Below are 15,933 nucleotides of genomic sequence, written 5' to 3' on the forward strand. Positions count from 1 at the left end.
CAACCATGAGCTTCCCCCCGGGTTGGCTGGGCGGTTGGCGCCACCATCTATCGGGCGCCGATCCCCTCAGCTGTCGTCCCCCCGGGGGGTTCCCCCCCCGGGGGGCGCGAGCCGTACGGCCGCCGCTCGGCGGCTGGCGCGGGTCAGGTCGAGTAGTCGGCGTTGAGCCGCACGTACCCCTCGGTCAGGTCGCAGCCGTAGACGGTGAAGACACCGGCGGCGATGCCGAGGTCGATGCCGATGACCACCTCGCTGCCCTGCATCTGCTTGGCGACGGCGACCCGCAGCTCGCCCTCGCCCTCGGCGCCGCGGCCGCTCGGTGGGTAGACCTCGACGTCGCCGAAGCGGATGGTGACCTTCTCCTGGTCGATGTCGGTGTCGTCGGCGCACTTGCCGATCGCCATCGCGACCCGGCCCCAGTTCGGGTCGCCGCCGTGCACGGCGGTCTTCACCAGCGGGGAGTTGACCACGGACTTGCCGATCCGCTTGGCCTGCGCGGTGTCCCGCGCGCCCGAGACCTGGACCTCGATGAGCTTGCCGGCGCCCTCCCCGTCGCTCGCGATGTCCTTGACCAGGGCGAGCGCCACCTCGTGCAGCGCCTGCTCGAAGGCTGCCGGGTCGACGGCGCCGGCCAGGCCGTTGGCGAACAGTGCGGCGGTGTCGCTGGTGGAGGTGTCGGTGTCGATGCTGACCGCGTTGAAGGTCCGGTCCATCACCCGGCGGAAGATCCGGTCCTGCTCCTCGGGGTCCAGCAGCGCGTCGGTGGCGAAGAAGGTCAGCAGGGTGGCCATGTCGGGCTCGATCATCCCGACGCCCTTGGCGATGCCGATCACCACGGCGTCGCCGACCCGGGCGCGAGCGGTCTTGGGCCGGGTGTCGGTGGTCATGATGGCCCGCGAGGCCCGGTCGAAGCCGCCCTCGGGCAGCGGGCCGGCCAGCGTCCCGATGTGGTCCAGGATCCCGGCCATCGGGTACTGGCGGCCGATCACCCCGGTGGAGGCGATCAGCAACTCGTCCTCGGCGAGGCCGAGCGCCCGCGCGGTGGCGGCCCGGACCTCGCGGGCGTTCGCCTCGCCCTGGGCTCCGGTGGCGACGTTCGCGTTGCGGGCCAGCACGACGACGCCCCGGGCGCTGCGGTCCGCGGCGGCGGCCCGGCTCAGGGTCACGCTGGGGCCGGCGAACCGGGAGCGGGTGAAGACCGCGCTCACCACCGCCGGTCGGGTGGAGAGCAGGACGGTGAAGTCGTCCCGCCCGTCGTCGCCCAGTCCGACCGGCGCGGTGTGTACCGCGAATCCCCGTGGCTCATCAGCTGCGATTTCGGTCATGGTCCATCGTCTCCCGAGAGGCGGAGTGCAACGGCGTGCCGACACGCCGGTGCGGTGTCCGGTCGATCCCATCATGTGCCGCCTGCCGGGTCGAGTCGGCCCGGTGGCGGCTACCGACACCCTGCCAACTTGCCTGTTTTGAAAGGAAGTACGGCCGAAGGGCCCGCAGGCGGCCGGCGGCCGGTCACTCCTGCGGGCCCTTCGGGTGCGCAGCGGGTCAGGGGCGCGGGGTGAAGGCGACCACGTCGCCGGCCCGCTCGTCGCCCGACAGCTGGCCGCCGCGGTCGGTGCGGATGTAGACCCGGTGCAGCCACCGGTCCTTGCCGTCCCAGCGCGGGGTGAACGGCGTACGGGCGTGGGTGGTGCGGAAGTTGTCGATGATCAGGACGTCCCCGGGGACCAGGTGCACCGCCTCCGTGACCTCGTCCAGCGCCTTGGAGAGCGCGGCGACGGCCTCGACGTCCCGGGGGTCCTCGGGCGCGAGCAGTTCGCGGTCGTAGCCGAGGTACGGGTCGGCCGGGTCGCCGTAGAGCGGGCGGACGTTGGCGATCGCCCCGGGGTCCTCCTCGCCGCCGCGGAAGGCCACGTCCACGCAGCAGGGCACCGGCCGGTCGTACAGGTGGGCGCGCACTTTGGCGGGCACCAGCGGCAGGGCCTTGCGGACCGAGCCGACCAGGGTGGCCGCCTTGCGCTCGTGGTCGGCCCGGGAGCAGGCGAGCATCACGTAGTTGGGCTGCAGCACGTGGTACGCCATCTCCGTGTGGAACTCCAGCAACGTCTCGGAGGTCTCGGAGGACAGGTAGTGGGCGCCCGGCGAGGGGTACACGTCGTGGTAGACGGTGGCGGAGCGCAGCTCCTGGTAGCCGGTGTGCAGGCCGAGCCGGCGGCCGACGATGCCGAGCATGGCCTCCATGACCAGCAGGGGGCGGTCCACCGGCGCCGGGGTACTGGTCGGGGTGGACGGCAGGGCGTCGTCCTCCTCCACCGGCAGGCCACGCAGCAGCAGGTAGCCGTCGGTGCTGCCGCGGGTGTTGAAGTCGTCCAGCGCCGCGGCCAGTTCGGCGGGCAGGTCGCCGGCCGCCGCGTGCGCGGCGTCGAGGAAGGCGGGCAGGTCCGCGCGCGGGACCCGCGGCAGCCGGGCGGCGAGCGCGCGCAGGTCGGCCGCGTGCTCGGAGCAGTCCAGGACGGTCACGAGGTGGTCCTTTCTCGGGCGTGGGCGCGGGCGTACTGGTACAGGAGCTCCGCGCCGATTTCGGTGGCCAGGACGGAGGTGATGCCGCCGTGGTCGTAGAGCGGGGAGACCTCCATGACGTCGAAGCCGACGGGCGACAGGTCGCCGATCCCGCGCAGCAGCGCCAGCACCTCGCGGGAGCTGGGCCCGCCGGGGGCCGGTGTGCCGGTGCCGGGGGCGAAGGCCGGGTCGACCACGTCGACGTCGACCGAGACGTACAGGGGTGCGTCGCCGACGAGTTCGCACACCAGGCGCGCGGTCTCGGCGGGCCCGAGGTCGCAGAAGTCGTCGGAGGTGACGATCCGGACGCCGTGGCCGCGGGCGTAGTCCAGCGAGTCGGGCTGCGGGTTGTGCCCCCTGATCCCGATCTGGACCATGCGCCGCGGGTCGACGAGCTTCTCCTCGATGGCGTGCCGGAACGGCGTGCCATGGTGGAACTCGCCGCCGTAGAACGCCGGGTTGGTGTCCGAGTGCGCGTCCAGGTGCAGCACCGCGACCGGCCCGTGCTTGGCGGCGACGGCGCGCAGGGCGGCGAGGGTCAGCGAGTGGTCGCCGCCGAGCATCAGGAAGGCGCCGTTGTCGTCCAGCAGTTCGGTCAGCCGCTGCTGGGCGGTCTCCATCGCGATGTGCATGTTGAACGGGGTGAGGTCGATGTCCCCCGCGTCCACGCAGCTGATCAGGTCGAAGGTGCCGGGCCCGCGGTCGATGCCGACGCCGTGGATGAGCCCGGACTCGTTGCGGATCGCGCGGGGCCCGAAGCGGGCGCCGGGGCGGTAGCTGGTGCCGCCGTCGTACGGTGCGCCGATGACCACGACGTCCCGGCCGTGCGGTTCGGGGTCGTGCGGCAGGCGCATGAACGTGGGGATCTGCGCGTAGCGGGGTGAGACCTTGATGTCGATGCGTTCCACGCGTTCATCGCTCCTTTCGGTTGAGGTGCTGCGGTCGCTGCCACCGGTCGTCGGGCGTCACCGGTGGACCAGCGTCGCGTCGCGCTCCAGGGCGTCGGCGACCAGCTGCACCGCCTCGGCGGCCGCCACCTCGTCCGGGTGCCGGCCGTCGACCACGACCCGGTCGAACAGGTGCTGGACAACGAGCTCCTTGGCCCTGTGCACGCGGCCCGCGGGCACCCCGGCGTCAGTCAGCAGTCGGCTGAACGAGCTGGTGGTGCCCGACCCCTCGTGCACGCCGAGCTTGGGACGGGTGACGGTCTCGTGCGGGAGCAGGTCCGCCATGGCCGCGCGCAGCACCCATTTGTCCCGGCCGTGGCGCCGCTTGAGCCCGGACTCCAGGGACACCAGCAGGTCGAGCACCTCGCGGTCCCAGAACGGGTGGGTCGACCAGTGGCCGGCGATCCCGGACAGCACCGGCGTCATCTCGTTCAGGCCGTCGAAGGTGGCCATGTCGTGGGCGAGGGCGGTGTCCAGGGCCGGGAGCCGGTTCTCCCGGTGCATACCGCCAAGGGGGATGTCGGCCCCGTAGCCGGTGAGGATGCGCCGGCCGGGGCCCTCCAGGGCCAGGTACAGGGCGGTCAGCGGCAGCAGGTACTCGATGATGTCCGGGTCCAGCGACTCGGCGGCCCAGACCGCGTGCGGGAGCCGGCGCAGCAGGTCGTCTGTGTGGACGGTGACCTCCCGGTGGGTGGAGCCGAGGTGCTCGGCTACCACCCTGGCCTGCTGGAACTCGTCGGCCAGGTCGGTGCCCATCGACACGGTGTCGACGGGCCCGGCCCGGTGGCCGCTGGCCAGCGCGGCGATGCTGGAGGAGTCGATACCGCCGGAGAGCACCACCAGCGGGGTGTCCGGCCCGGTACGGGTGCGGACGGCCCGGTCCAGGGCGTGCCGGACGGCCTCGGCCGCGTCCTGCTCGGCCATGATTCGGCGAGCCGGCGTCGGCGCCCAGGTGCGGTGGTCGGTGCAGTCAGCGGTGGCCACCTCGATCTCCAGGACGGTACCGGCCGGCACCTGGTGGGTGCCGGGCAGCCGGCGGACCCGGCGGGCGGCCGTGATCCGCCTGCCGACCGGTGCGGTCCGCAGTGCCTTCGCCTCGGTCGCCGCGAGGACGCCGCCGGGCACGGCGCTCACGTACAGCGGGACGGAGCCGGCGTGGTCGGTGGCGAGGACCGCCCGGCCCTCCCCGGCGACCAGTGCGGCGAAGCGCCCGTTGAGCAGCCGGAACGCGTGCACGTCGTAGGTGTCGAAAAGGGCGAGCAGCAGGTCCGCGTCGGTGACCGGCCGGGAGCGCCCCGGGAGCAGGGTGAGCAGCTCGTCCTGGTTGTAGAGCTCCCCGGCGAGCACCACCGTGCGGCCCCGCCCGTGGGCGTGGGCGGCGTCGGGCGCGCCGGAGTGCAGCAGGACGGCGTCCAGGGTCAGGCCGCCGGGCCGCGCCCGCAGGGCGGCGCGGGACCCGGCGGAGGCGAAGACCGCCTCGGGGGCCTGGCCGCCGCCGTGGTGGACGGCGGCCAGGAAGCCGGTGGCGGCGGGCAGTGTCCGAGCCATCGTCAGATGCTCAGCGCGCCGAAGCCGCCGGCCTGGAAGTCGTAGTTCACCGGCACCTCGATCAGGAACGGTCGGCCGAGGGCAGCGCCCTTGCGCAGCGCGGCGAGCAGTTCCTCCCGGGTGGCCGCCTTGACGGCCTCCACGCCGTTGGCGCGGGCGAGTTCGGTGAAGTCGACGCCGGTGAACTTGACCGCCGGGTCGTGCGAGCGGTGGTGGCCGAGGTTCTGGTACAGCTCGATCAGGCCGTTGGTGTCGTTGTTGACGACGACGGTGACGATCGGCAGGTTGAGCCGGGCGATGGTCTCCAGGTCGGCGCTGTTGGAGTGGAAGCCGCCGTCGCCGGCGATCAGGAAGGTCGGCTGTCCCGGGCGGGCGAGCTGGGCGCCCATCGCCGCCGGGATGCCGTAGCCAAAGCTGGAGCAGCCGGCCGAGGTGAGGAAGCCGAACGGCTGGTCCGCGCGGGCGAACAGCACACCGTAGTGCCGGAAGAAGCCGATGTCGGAGACGATGGTGCCCTCGCCCGGCTCGGCGGTCTCCGCCATCACGGTGTTCATCGAGTCGATCACCTGGTGGACGCGCATGCCGTCCTGGTAGTGCTCGGTGTCGGCGAGGAACTCCGCGATCCGCTCGCGCAGCGGCGTGATGTCGTGCGGGGTCTTCACCGGGACCTCAGCCGTCTGCTCGTCGAGGTACTCCACGAAGGCGAGCACGTCGGTGACGACGTCGACGTCCGGCCGGTAGACCCGCGGGATCGGGTTGACGGTGGGCGACACCCGGACGGTGGTCTTGGTCCCGCCGCGCTGCCACATCGACGGGCGTAGGTCCTCCGCGTAGTCGTAGCCGAGGGTGAGGATGACGTCGGCCGGGCCGAACAGCGTCTCCAGGGCCGGGAACGACAGGATGCCGTCCATGTAGCCGGTGACGGCGCCGTAGTTGAGGTCGTGGCCGTGCGGCAGCACGCCCTTGGCGATGTACGTGGTGATGACCGGGATGTTCAGCCGCTCGGCGAGTGCGCGGACGGCCGGGACGGCGCCGGAGCGGATCGCGGCGGCGCCGACCACCAGCACCGGGTGCTGCGCCGACGCGACCAGCTCCGCGGCCTGCCGGGCGGCGGCCTGCCAGCCGTCCTGCACCGCGCCGACCGGCTTGGCGGGGGTCCGGGCGGCGGGGTGGACCAGCGTGGTGTCGATGTCGCTGCCGAGCAGGTCGACGGGCAGCGAGATGAAGCTCGGGCCGACCGGTTCGGTCATCGCGGCGGCGACCGCGGAGTCGACCAGGTCGGTGATGTCGTCGGGGCGCTGGAGCTCCACCGAGTACTTGGTCATCGGGCGCATCACCGCGACCGAGTCCAGGCACTGGTGGGTGTCGTTGGGGAAGATGTCGTGCGACTCGGACTGGGCGGCCAGCGCGATCACCGGGGAGCGGTCGAGGATCGAGGTGGCCACCCCGGTCGACAGGTTGGTCATTCCGGGCCCCAGGGTGGCCCAGCAGGCCTGCGGCCGGCCGGTGATCCGGGCCAGTACGTCGGCCGCCACCCCGGCGGTGAACTCGTGCCGGGTCAGCACGAAGTCGACGCCGTCGACCTCGTCGAAGAGGATCGAGGCGGCCTCCCGGCCGACCACGCCGAAGACCGTCTGCACCCCGTGGTCGCGTAGCCGCTGCAGCAGCGCGTGGGCGGCCGTCGGGTTGGTGCTCGGGCTGGTGGACACACGGGACATGGCAGCTCCTCGGCAAAGGGGATCTCGGTGCGGCGCCGAAGTCCCGGCGCCGGAAAGCCGCGTGCCGCCGGGACTCGGCCGGCCGGCACGCTGCGTCTCGACTCTGTGGCCGGGGCCTTGCAGGTGCATGGACGATCTCCTTGAAGCTCCGGTGCGCGGAGTCGGCCGGGGCGGTCACCGGGTGGTCAGCGAATCGTCAAACGCCCGGCTGGGCGGCCGTTGTGACGCTCCGGCGTCGGCGCTACGGTGCTGGGGTCGGGTTCGTCGAGCGCGCCCCGGCCGCGAACGCCCCCGGGGTGTCGGGCCGTTGCGGCCGAGCTCACCCACAAGGGGGCCACGGAGCCGTCGTCACGGAGAGCCGGCGGGTGCGGCAGTAGCCGGCCCCCGACCACCCTCGGCCGCGCGACCGCACCCGGGCCCCGTCCCGTGCATCCCTTCAACGGAGGTCAGCCATGCCGTCAGCCGTACCCCCGACCGGTCCTCCGGTCGTCCCGTCACCCGCCGGTCTGCCGGTGCGCGAGCTGCGCGGTCTGCGCGTGTCGGCGCTGGGGTTGGGGTGCCTGCCCACGACCGTGTTCTACGGCCGGCCCGACGAGGCCGAGGCGGTCGCGACGATCCGGGCCGCCATCGCGGCCGGCGTCACGCTCCTGGACACCGCCGACGTCCAAGGGCTGGGCGCCGGGGAGGAGTTGCTCGGCCGGGCGATCGCGGGCCGCCGCGACGAGGTGGTGCTGGCGACGAAGTTCGGCATGGTGCGCTCGCTGGACGGCGCGTTCCAGGGCCTGCGGGGCGACCGGGCGTACGTCCGCGCCGCGTGCGAGCGCTCGCTGCGGCGGCTCGGCGTCGACCACATCGACCTCTACTACCAGCACTGGATCGATCCGGCCGTACCGGTGGAGGAAACCGCCGCCGCCGTGGCCGAACTGGTCGCGGAGGGCAAGGTCCGGTACTTCGGTCTCTCCGAGCCGTCGGCGGCGACCCTGCGGCGGGCCGAAGCGGTGCACCCGGTGACGGCGGTGCAGAGCGAGTGGAGCCTGTGGTCCCGCGACCTGGAGGCCGAGGTGGTACCGGTCTGCCGCGAGCTGGGGATCGGCATGGTGGCCTACGCCCCGCTCGGCCGCGGCTTCCTGACTGGCGCGATCCGCACCACCACCGACCTGGCCGCCGACGACTTCCGCCGCTCCCAGCCACGCTTCAGCCCCGCGGGTCTGGCCGGCAACCAGCTGCTGCTGTGCCGGCTGCGGCCGGTTGCCGACCGGCTCGGCCTGACCCTCGGCCAGCTGGCGCTGGCCTGGGTGCAGCACCGCGGTCGGGACGTGGTCGCCATCCCGGGGACCGGCCGGCGCGCGCACCTGGCCGAGAACCTGGCGGCGGCCACGGTCGAGCTCACCGAGCAGGACCTGGCGGCGGTGGCCGAGGCAGCGGCCGTGCCGGTGCACGGCGAGCGCTACGCGCCGAACCTGCTGGCCATGACCGGGAACTGAGCCACGCCGGGCCCGGTGGAGCGGCGCTTGAAAAGCGCTGGACGGCCGGACGCCAAGGATGGTCCAAGCCCGCACTGCCACGGTGGGACGCGGCCGGCGGCGGCTTGATCGCCCGCCGTCGCGGGCCGGGCCCGCTCTCCCGGCGGGCGCCCATCCCCTTGGCGGGCACAGACTCGCGGGCACAGACTCTCGGAGGACCCACCATGCCCTCGGCAGCCGCGGACATGACGGACGAACAGCGCAAGGCGCTCGTCACCGCCTACCTCAAAGCCTTCGACAACGGCGGCACCGGCCACGACGGCACCCCGGTGCTCGACTTCTTCGCCGAGGACGCCGACTTCTTCTTCCCCAAGTGGGGCCTGGCGCACGGCAAGCCGGCGATCGAGAAGATGTTCGGCGACCTCGGTGGCTCCATCAGGTCGGTCCAGCACCACTTCTGGACCTTCAACTGGATCCTCTCCGGGACGGACCTCCTCGCGGTGGAGGGCACCACGCACGGCGAGCACCGGGACGGCCCGTGGCGGGCCGGTCAGCCCGAGTGGGGCGCCGGCCGGTGGTGCGGCGTCTTCGAGGTCCGCGACTTCCGGATCCACCGCGCCTTCATCTACCTGGACCCCGACTACGCGGGCCAGGACATCGCCCGCTACCCGTGGCTCTGAGCCCGGACGCGCCCGCCACCCCGCACCGCTGCCCCACCCGTACACCGCCCACCGCCCACCGCCCGAGGAGCATCATGGACGTCCTGGCCGCCCTGGAACGCAAGCACAGCCTGAACCTGTTTCCGATCGAGAACCGGCTCTCGCCGCGAGCGGCCGCGGCCCTCGCCAGCGACGCGGTCAACCGCTACCCGTACTCCGAGACCGATGTGGCCGTCTACGGCGACGTCAGCGGCCTGAACGACGTGTACGACTACTGCGTCTCCCTCACCAAGGAGTTCTACGGCGCCCGGCACGCGTACGTGCAGTTCCTGTCCGGCCTGCACACCATGCACACCGTGCTCACCGCGGTGACGCCGCCCGGCGGCCGGGTCATGGTGCTGGCCCCCGAGGACGGCGGCCACTACGCCACCGTGACGATCTGCCAGGGCTTCGGCTACCAGGTCGAGTACGCGCCGTTCGACCGGCAGGCACTGGAGATCGACTACGCCGCGCTGGCCGAGCGGACGGCCGAGCACCCCGCCGACGTCATCTACCTGGACGCGTCCACAGTGCTCCGGATGCCGGACGCCCGGGCGCTGCGCGCCGCCGCCCCCGGCGCGGTGCTCTGCCTGGACGCCTCGCACCTGCTGGGCCTGTTGCCGGCCGCGCCCGAAACGCTGGTACTGGACGGCGGGTTCGACAGCATCTCCGGCAGCACCCACAAGACGCTGCCCGGGCCGCAGAAGGGCCTGCTGGTCACCAACAGCGACGCCATCGCCGAGCAGGTGGGTGGCAGGATCCCGTTCACCGCGTCGAGCTCCCACTCGGCGAGCGTCGGCAGCCTGGCGATCACCCTGGAGGAGCTGCTGCCGTACCGGGAGGACTACCCGCGCCAGGTGATCGCCAACGCGCGCGAACTGGCCCGGCAGCTGACGGCCCACGGCTTTGACGTGGCGGGCGCGGAATTCGGCTTCACCGACACCCACCAGGTCTGGGTGCACCACCCCGAGGGCAACACCCCGCACGAGTGGGGCCGCCTGCTCACCGCGACCGACATCCGGACCACCACGGTGGTGCTGCCCAGCAGCACCCGCTCCGGACTGCGGCTCGGTACCCAGGAGTTGACCCGCTGGGGCATGAAGGAGCACGACATGGCCACGGTGGCCGAGCTGCTCGCCCGGCTGCTGCTGCGCGGCGAGCAGTCCCGGTCGGTGGCCGCGGACGTGCAGGACCTGGCGCGGTCCTTCCCCGGGGTCGCCTTCGCCGGCCGGCCCGCGCCACTGGCCGTGGCCTGAGACCGGTCGCGCGGACGCGCCGCGGGGACGGACCCGGCCAGCCACGGCCGCCGGGCGGCACGTCCCCGCGGTGGCGCGGAAGGGAAGGAGCGCTGCTGCCATGTCCGATTCCACCCTGAGCGGAACACCGGTCTGCACAGACCGGTTCCGATCGGTGCTGAGCCACTACCCCACCGGGGTGGTGCTGGTCACCGCGCCGCCGCCGGCCCCGGCGCAGTCCCCGCCCGCGATGATCGTCGGTACCTTCACCTCGGTCTCGTTGGACCCGCGCCTGGTGGGCTTCCTGCCCGCCAAGTCCTCGACCAGCTGGCCGCGGATCCGCGCGGCCGGCCGGTTCTGCGTCAACGTGCTGGCCGCGGACCAGCAGCAGGTGTGCCGCAGCTTCGCGGCCCGCGACCCGGCCCGCTGGGAGGTGCCGTACCGGCTGACCCCGGCCGGCTGCCCCGCCCTGCTCGACGCGCTCGCCTGGCTCGACTGCGAACCGGCGGGCGAGGTGGACGCGGGCGACCACTGGTTCGTCACGGCCACCGTCCGCGACCTGGCCGTGCAGCGGACCGGCCCTCCGCTGGTCTTCCTGCGGGGCGGCTACGGCCGGTGCGTCTCGTGAACCCGCGTCCCGTCCCGTCCCGCCGGGGCACTCAGCGAGAGCAGCACCAACGACTGGCCGCCCGCCAGGCAGTTCGACCCCCGAGGCGTCGCAAGCGGCCACCACCCCATCAGGGCCACAGGCGTCACAGAAGCCCGCTCCGACGGGGGGCCAGGTGTCGCAGAAGCCCGCCTCGGGCGTGGAGAACTACCTGTATACCTCCTCCGTCGATCTCACCACTCTGGCGAAACCGATCCAGCGCCCCGACATCCAGGGCGTACAGGTCCTGTACCGGTGGAAAATGCTGGAGCCGAGCGAGGGGCAGTACGACTTCTCTCAGATCACGAAGGATCTGCAGTACCTGCAGAGCCGGCACAAGAAGCTCTTCATCCAGGTGCAGGACCGATCCTTCTCACCGACACCACAGGGAATCCCGCAGTATCTGATGACCGATCCGGCGTACGACGGCGGCGCGGCGCCCCAGTACGACGACTCGGGCAAGGTCGTCGGCTGGGTCGCCGAACAGTGGGTGCCCGCCGTCAGCAACCGGTTCCAGGCGCTGCTGAGCGCGCTCTCGAAGAGTCTCGACGGCAAGGTCGCCGGGGTCAACCTCCCCGAGACCTCGGTCACCGTGAACCCGGCGCAGGAGCAAGCCCGGTCCGGGTACACCTGTGACAAGCACGTCGACTCCGTCATCAACAACATGGTTTTCGCGCGCTCGGTGTTCAAGCAGTCGCAGGTGGTTCAGTACGTGAACTTCTGGTGCGGCTCGGACGAGGCCAGCAACGAGTACCTGTCCCGGACCTTTGCGACCGCGCAGAAGGACGGCATCGGCCTCGGCGGCCCGGATGTCGTACCGTGGAAGCCCTACGCCATGAACCACTCCGCGTATCCGCACTTCAATCAGAACAAGGGAAAACTGAGCCTGGTCGCGATGGCGGTGCAGGAGCCCGACCTGCAGTACATCGACCCCAAGACGGGCAAGCTCTGCACGAAGGAAGACTTCACCCGGTTCGCCACCGACTATCTCGGCGCGAACGTCATCTTCTGGGCGACGTCAGCCCCCTGGCTGCAGCAGAGCTGAACGGCTCGGGCCCGTCATCCCGTCACCGTCGGAAGGTCAGCCGGAACAACGCCCCACCGCCCGGCGCCGCCTCGGCCACCAGGTCGGCGCCGTGCGCGCGGGCGATCTGCCGGGCCATCGCGAGGCCGAGTCCGGAGCCGGGCAGAGCTCGCGCGGCGGAGGCCCGGTAGAAGCGGTCGAAGATGTACGGCAGGTCGTCGGGGGTGATGCCCGGACCGTGGTCGCGAACGATGAGCGTCGAGCCGGCCAGCTCGACCTCGACCGGGCCGCCCGGCGGGCTGAACTTCGCGGCGTTGTCCAGCAGGTTGGTCACCAGCCTGGCCAGCCTGGCCGGCACCCCGGGCACGGTGAGATCCGCACCCGCGACGGCGACCTCGAAGACCGTACCGGGCCAGTGTTCCCTGGCCGTGGCCACGCAGTGCTCGATCAGCGGTGCGAGGCGGACGTCCTCCACCAGGGCCTGCGGCTCCTCGTCCCTGGCCAGCTCGATCAGATCGTTCACCAGACCGGTCACCTCACGAAGTTGGCGCTGCAGCCCGGCCACCGCCCGACTCCGCTGGCTCTCCGTCAGATCGTGAATCAGCAACTCGGCGTTGGTGCGCAGCGCTGTCAGAGGTGTCCGCAGTTCGTGCGAGGCGTCGGCGACCAGTCGGCGCTGGGCGGCGACCGACTGTTCGAGCTCGCCCAGCATGGTGTTGAAGCTGACCGCCAGCCTGGTCAGCTCGTCCTCGCCGCGGCCCGGCGGCAGGTCGATCCGCACCCCGGTGTCGCGGGTGGCCGCGATTCGCTCGGCGGTCTCAGTCAGGGTGGCCACCGGCCGCAGACCGGCCCGAGCCACCACGTACCCGAGCCCGCCGGCCAGCAGGACGCCCGCACCGGCCACTGCCGCCATCAGCTCCCCGGCGTGCCGTACTCCCTGATCGGTGGCGTCGGCGCGCAGCGCCACCTGCAGCGCGCCGCCCGGGACAGGCACTGTCACCATCCTTGCCCGATGCCCGTCGATCACGAGATCCGTCCGGAACACGCCGCGCCGGTTGGCGGCGACCTCCCGTGTCGCGTCGGTCACCGGCAGCAGGTAGCCGACCGGCGTCGGCGCGGCCTTGTCGGGGACGAACTGCGCACAGGCCGGCGCCGCCAGGAAGCGGCACTCGCCCTGCAACACCCCCGGCTGCGGGTTGCGGTACTCCCTACGCAGCAGGGCGGCTTGCTGGGTGAGCTGGAGGTCCAGCTGGTGCGCCAGCTCGTAGCGGGCGATGCTGTACGCCGCCCCGCACACCCCGAGCGTGACCAGTGCCACGGCACCGGTGCAGGCCAGTGCCAGCCGAGTGCGCAACAGCCGCCGTCTGATCATTCGGCTGCCAGCCGGTAGCCAACTCCGTGCACGGTGTGCACGAGCCGCGGCTCGCCGCCCGCCTCCAGCTTGCGGCGGAGGTAACCGATGTAAACGGCAAGGGAGTTGGACTGCGGCCCGAAGTCCGCTCCCCACACCCGGGCCATGATGGTCTCCCGGGGCAGCACCTGCTCGGGGTTGCACAGGAGCAGGTCCAGCAGGGCGAACTCGGTACGGGAGAACACCATCGTCCGCCCCTCGCGTACGCCGGTCCGGCTCACCGGGTCGACGGTGAGATCCGCGTAGCGGTAGGTGTCCGTGGCGGAGTCGACCCTGCGCAGCAGTGCGCGTACCCGGGCGGTGAGTTCGTCCAGCGCGAACGGCTTGATCAGGTAGTCGTCCGCGCCCGCGTCCAGGCCCTCCACCCGGTCGCTCACCGAGTCCCGCGCGGTGAGCACGATGATCGGTGTGGTGTCCCCGAGCGCCCGGAGCCGACGGCACACGGCCAGGCCGTCCAGTACCGGCATCATGACGTCGAGCACCACCGCGTCGGGCTGCCAGAGCGCCACCTCGGTCAGGGCGGCCAGCCCGTCGGCCGCACCGCGCACCGTGTACCCGGCGACCGACAGCCCGGTTTCCACTGCGGCGCGCACCTCGGGATCGTCATCGACAACTAGCACCTTCATACCTGCAAGCCTCGCAGTTCGGCGGATGAGGATTTCTTAGACCCACTGGACCCGGCGCTCCGTGAACCAGTGGGCCCGGCCGAGCAGGCGGTGTGTCGCCATGATCAGGGTGCCGGCGCAGGAAAGCTCGTTCGGTAGGGGGCGGTCAGGCCGTAGGGGGCGGTCAGGCAGGCGGTTTCCACAGGGTGAGCAGCCCGGCGTAGGCGGGCGGGTCCAGCGGCAGCCCGGTCGGCTTCACGTCGGTGATCTTCAGCATGGCGAGGTTGCCCTTCGAGGTGACCGTGCAGAGCAGGTCGCCCTTCGCCAAGGCATTCTGCTTGATCAGTGCGGTGTTGCTGAGTTCCGACGGCAGTGGGGCGGTGTCCACCGCCTGGCGGCACGCCTCCGGTGACGTCCCCGTGCTCTTGCCGGTCGGCGTGTTGAAGTCCAGGTACTGGAGCAGGTACGACAACTCGGCGTCATGGTCGCCGATCTCGCCGCGCGGGTTCACCTTCGGCGTGTCCAGGTCCACGGTGATCAGCTCACCGGTGACCGGAGGGCCGATGAGCAGCGGTCGATCGGTGAAGATCGCCGTGTAGCCGCTCTTCGGAGACTCCGCGCCCGACCCCGGCGCCGCCTTGGACTGGCCGACGGGGGTCGGCTGCCCGCTCGCCCCGGAGGCCGCACTCGTGTCCGAACGCGCACCCGCGGCAGGGCCGGACTCCGGCTTCCCATCGCCGGACAGCGCCCACGCCGTACCGGCCGCGGCGGCCAGAACGGCCACGACGGCGACGGCCAGCAGGGGCCGGCGACGCCGCGCGAGAGTGGCGGGCCCTGCAGCAGTCGGCGCGGAGGCGCCGGCAACCTGCGTGGGCGCACCGTGCACCGGGTCGCCGTACGGGTTGTCGACGTTCCCCGAGACCTGCGTGGGCACGTACGTCGGCGTGCGCCGGGGCACGTCCTGCGCTCCGCCGGGCGCCTGCGGCTCCGGCCCCGCCAGCAGTCGCTCCATGCGGTGGTGCCGTTCGGCGACCGCCTCCGCCAGCGAGGTCGGCAGCCAGCCCGCCAGGTCGCGCGACGCGGGTCCGGACGCCTGCTCGCACAGCTCCGCCAGCTCGCCCGGCGTGGGCCGGACCGCCGGATCCGCGGCGAGAGCGCGCTCCAGCAGCGGCCGCAGTCCGTCCGGATAGCCGGACAGGTCCGGCGGCCGAAGCGCGGTGTTGGCGATCTGCGTGGCCATGGTCAGTGCTCCGCCCGACCCGTAGGGGTGTCGGCCGGTGGCTGCGACGGCGGCGATGAGACCGAGCGAGAACACGTCGGTGGCGGGGGTGAGTTCGTCGCCGGTGCCGTGCTCGGGCGACATGAACTGCGGGGTGCCGATGAAACCGCCGCTCTGGGTCAGCCTGGTGCCGTCGACCGCGCGCGCGATCCCGAAGTCGATCACCCAGGGCCCGTCCGCACCGAGCAGGACGTTGCCCGGCTTGAGGTCACGGTGGATGATCCCGGCGGCGTGCATGGAGTCCAACGCCCGGGCGACGCGGCCGACGAGCCGAAGAGCGACGGGCAGCGGCAGCGGACCGTGGGCTTCGAGCGCCTCGTCGAGCGGCAAGCCCGGTACGTACGCCGTGGCCAGCCACGGCTGCTCGCTATGGGCGTCGTGGTCCAGCACGGGCACCAGGTGGTACCCCCGCACCTTTTCTGCCGCGCGCACCTCCTGCTGGAAGCGCCGGCGGAATTCGGCGTCGCCGGCGTACTCCCGTCGGATCACCTTGATGGCGAGCGGCTGGTTGCCGCGCGTGCGCGAGAGGTAGACCGAGCCCATTCCGCCCTCGCCGATCCGAGCGAGCAGCCGGTAACCGGCGATCTCCTGCGGCTCGTCCGCCCTCAGCACGCGCAGCGCGCCGTTGCTCCCGCTGATGGACCCCACCCCCGACTAGTGTCTTTGCGAAGATCGAAATCCTAGCGAACAGAACGACACGGTTCCGGCATGCGCGTCAGCAGGGCGATCGGCCGCCCGCCCCCGGTAAACCGCGCTCGACCTCCTCAACACCCGGATCGACGCCGCCACGCGGACAGGGCCAC

13 protein-coding genes are annotated in these 15,933 nt (G+C 72.3%); 5 read left to right on the forward strand and 8 right to left on the reverse strand.

Going from position 1 to position 15,933, the window contains the following annotated elements; genetic code table 11:
- Positions 1-143: 143 nt before the first annotated feature.
- The 5 genes from argJ to ACFQ87_RS07940 form a co-directional block, all read right to left on the reverse strand.
- On the reverse strand, positions 144-1,325 hold the full coding sequence (gene argJ / locus ACFQ87_RS07920) for a bifunctional glutamate N-acetyltransferase/amino-acid acetyltransferase ArgJ (RefSeq protein WP_380609729.1): 1,182 nt from the start codon (positions 1,323-1,325) through the stop codon (positions 144-146).
- 217 nt (positions 1,326-1,542) lie between these two features.
- Entirely contained in the window at positions 1,543-2,517 is a 975-nt protein-coding gene (gene cs1 / locus ACFQ87_RS07925) for a clavaminate synthase Cs1 (protein ID WP_380609730.1), read from the reverse strand.
- A complete protein-coding gene (speB, locus tag ACFQ87_RS07930; RefSeq protein WP_380609731.1) occupies positions 2,514-3,464 on the reverse strand; it encodes an agmatinase in 951 nt (316 codons plus the stop codon). Before speB ends, cs1 begins: the two co-directional genes overlap by 4 nt.
- A gap of 57 nt (positions 3,465-3,521) precedes the next feature.
- A complete protein-coding gene (locus ACFQ87_RS07935; RefSeq protein WP_380609732.1) occupies positions 3,522-5,051 on the reverse strand; it encodes an asparagine synthase-related protein in 1,530 nt (509 codons plus the stop codon).
- A gap of 2 nt (positions 5,052-5,053) precedes the next feature.
- On the reverse strand, positions 5,054-6,769 hold the full coding sequence (locus ACFQ87_RS07940) for a thiamine pyrophosphate-binding protein (protein ID WP_380609733.1): 1,716 nt from the start codon (positions 6,767-6,769) through the stop codon (positions 5,054-5,056).
- Between the two features lie 452 nt (positions 6,770-7,221).
- On the opposite strand from ACFQ87_RS07940, the gene ACFQ87_RS07945 reads away from it, so the two are divergent.
- The 5 genes from ACFQ87_RS07945 (at position 7,222) to ACFQ87_RS07965 (ending at position 11,856) form a co-directional block, all read left to right on the forward strand.
- Positions 7,222-8,253, forward strand: a complete 1,032-nt coding sequence (locus ACFQ87_RS07945; RefSeq protein WP_380609734.1) for an aldo/keto reductase — start codon at positions 7,222-7,224, stop codon at positions 8,251-8,253.
- A 203-nt stretch (positions 8,254-8,456) separates the two neighbouring features.
- Positions 8,457-8,912: a nuclear transport factor 2 family protein gene (locus ACFQ87_RS07950; RefSeq protein ID WP_380609735.1), complete on the forward strand. Its 456-nt coding sequence runs from the start codon at positions 8,457-8,459 to the stop codon at positions 8,910-8,912.
- Positions 8,903-10,186 (forward strand): serine hydroxymethyltransferase, encoded by a 1,284-nt coding sequence (locus ACFQ87_RS07955; protein WP_380609736.1) that lies wholly within the window; start codon positions 8,903-8,905, stop codon positions 10,184-10,186. Before ACFQ87_RS07950 ends, ACFQ87_RS07955 begins: the two co-directional genes overlap by 10 nt.
- Before the next feature lie 100 nt (positions 10,187-10,286).
- Positions 10,287-10,793, forward strand: coding sequence for a flavin reductase family protein (locus ACFQ87_RS07960; RefSeq protein ID WP_380609737.1), 507 nt, complete (start codon positions 10,287-10,289; stop codon positions 10,791-10,793).
- 154 nt (positions 10,794-10,947) lie between these two features.
- Positions 10,948-11,856 carry a hypothetical protein gene (locus ACFQ87_RS07965; protein WP_380609738.1) on the forward strand — a complete coding sequence of 303 codons (909 nt, stop codon included), beginning with the start codon at positions 10,948-10,950 and terminating at the stop codon, positions 11,854-11,856.
- Positions 11,857-11,878: 22 nt separating this feature from the next.
- Here ACFQ87_RS07965 and ACFQ87_RS07970 read toward each other — a convergent pair whose 3' ends face one another.
- The 3 genes from ACFQ87_RS07970 to ACFQ87_RS07980 all read right to left on the reverse strand — a co-directional run bounded on the left by ACFQ87_RS07970 (position 11,879) and on the right by ACFQ87_RS07980 (position 15,778).
- Positions 11,879-13,207 carry a sensor histidine kinase gene (locus ACFQ87_RS07970; RefSeq protein ID WP_380609739.1) on the reverse strand — a complete coding sequence of 443 codons (1,329 nt, stop codon included), beginning with the start codon at positions 13,205-13,207 and terminating at the stop codon, positions 11,879-11,881.
- Positions 13,204-13,872 carry a response regulator transcription factor gene (locus ACFQ87_RS07975; protein ID WP_380609740.1) on the reverse strand — a complete coding sequence of 223 codons (669 nt, stop codon included), beginning with the start codon at positions 13,870-13,872 and terminating at the stop codon, positions 13,204-13,206. The genes ACFQ87_RS07970 and ACFQ87_RS07975 overlap by 4 nt, the downstream gene beginning before the upstream one ends.
- 163 nt (positions 13,873-14,035) lie before the next feature.
- Positions 14,036-15,778, reverse strand: coding sequence for a protein kinase (locus tag ACFQ87_RS07980; RefSeq protein ID WP_380609741.1), 1,743 nt, complete (start codon positions 15,776-15,778; stop codon positions 14,036-14,038).
- Between the last annotated feature and the right edge of the window lie 155 nt (positions 15,779-15,933).

Source organism: Kitasatospora sp. NPDC056531 (assembly GCF_042794375.1).
Classification (GTDB): domain Bacteria; phylum Actinomycetota; class Actinomycetes; order Streptomycetales; family Streptomycetaceae; genus Kitasatospora.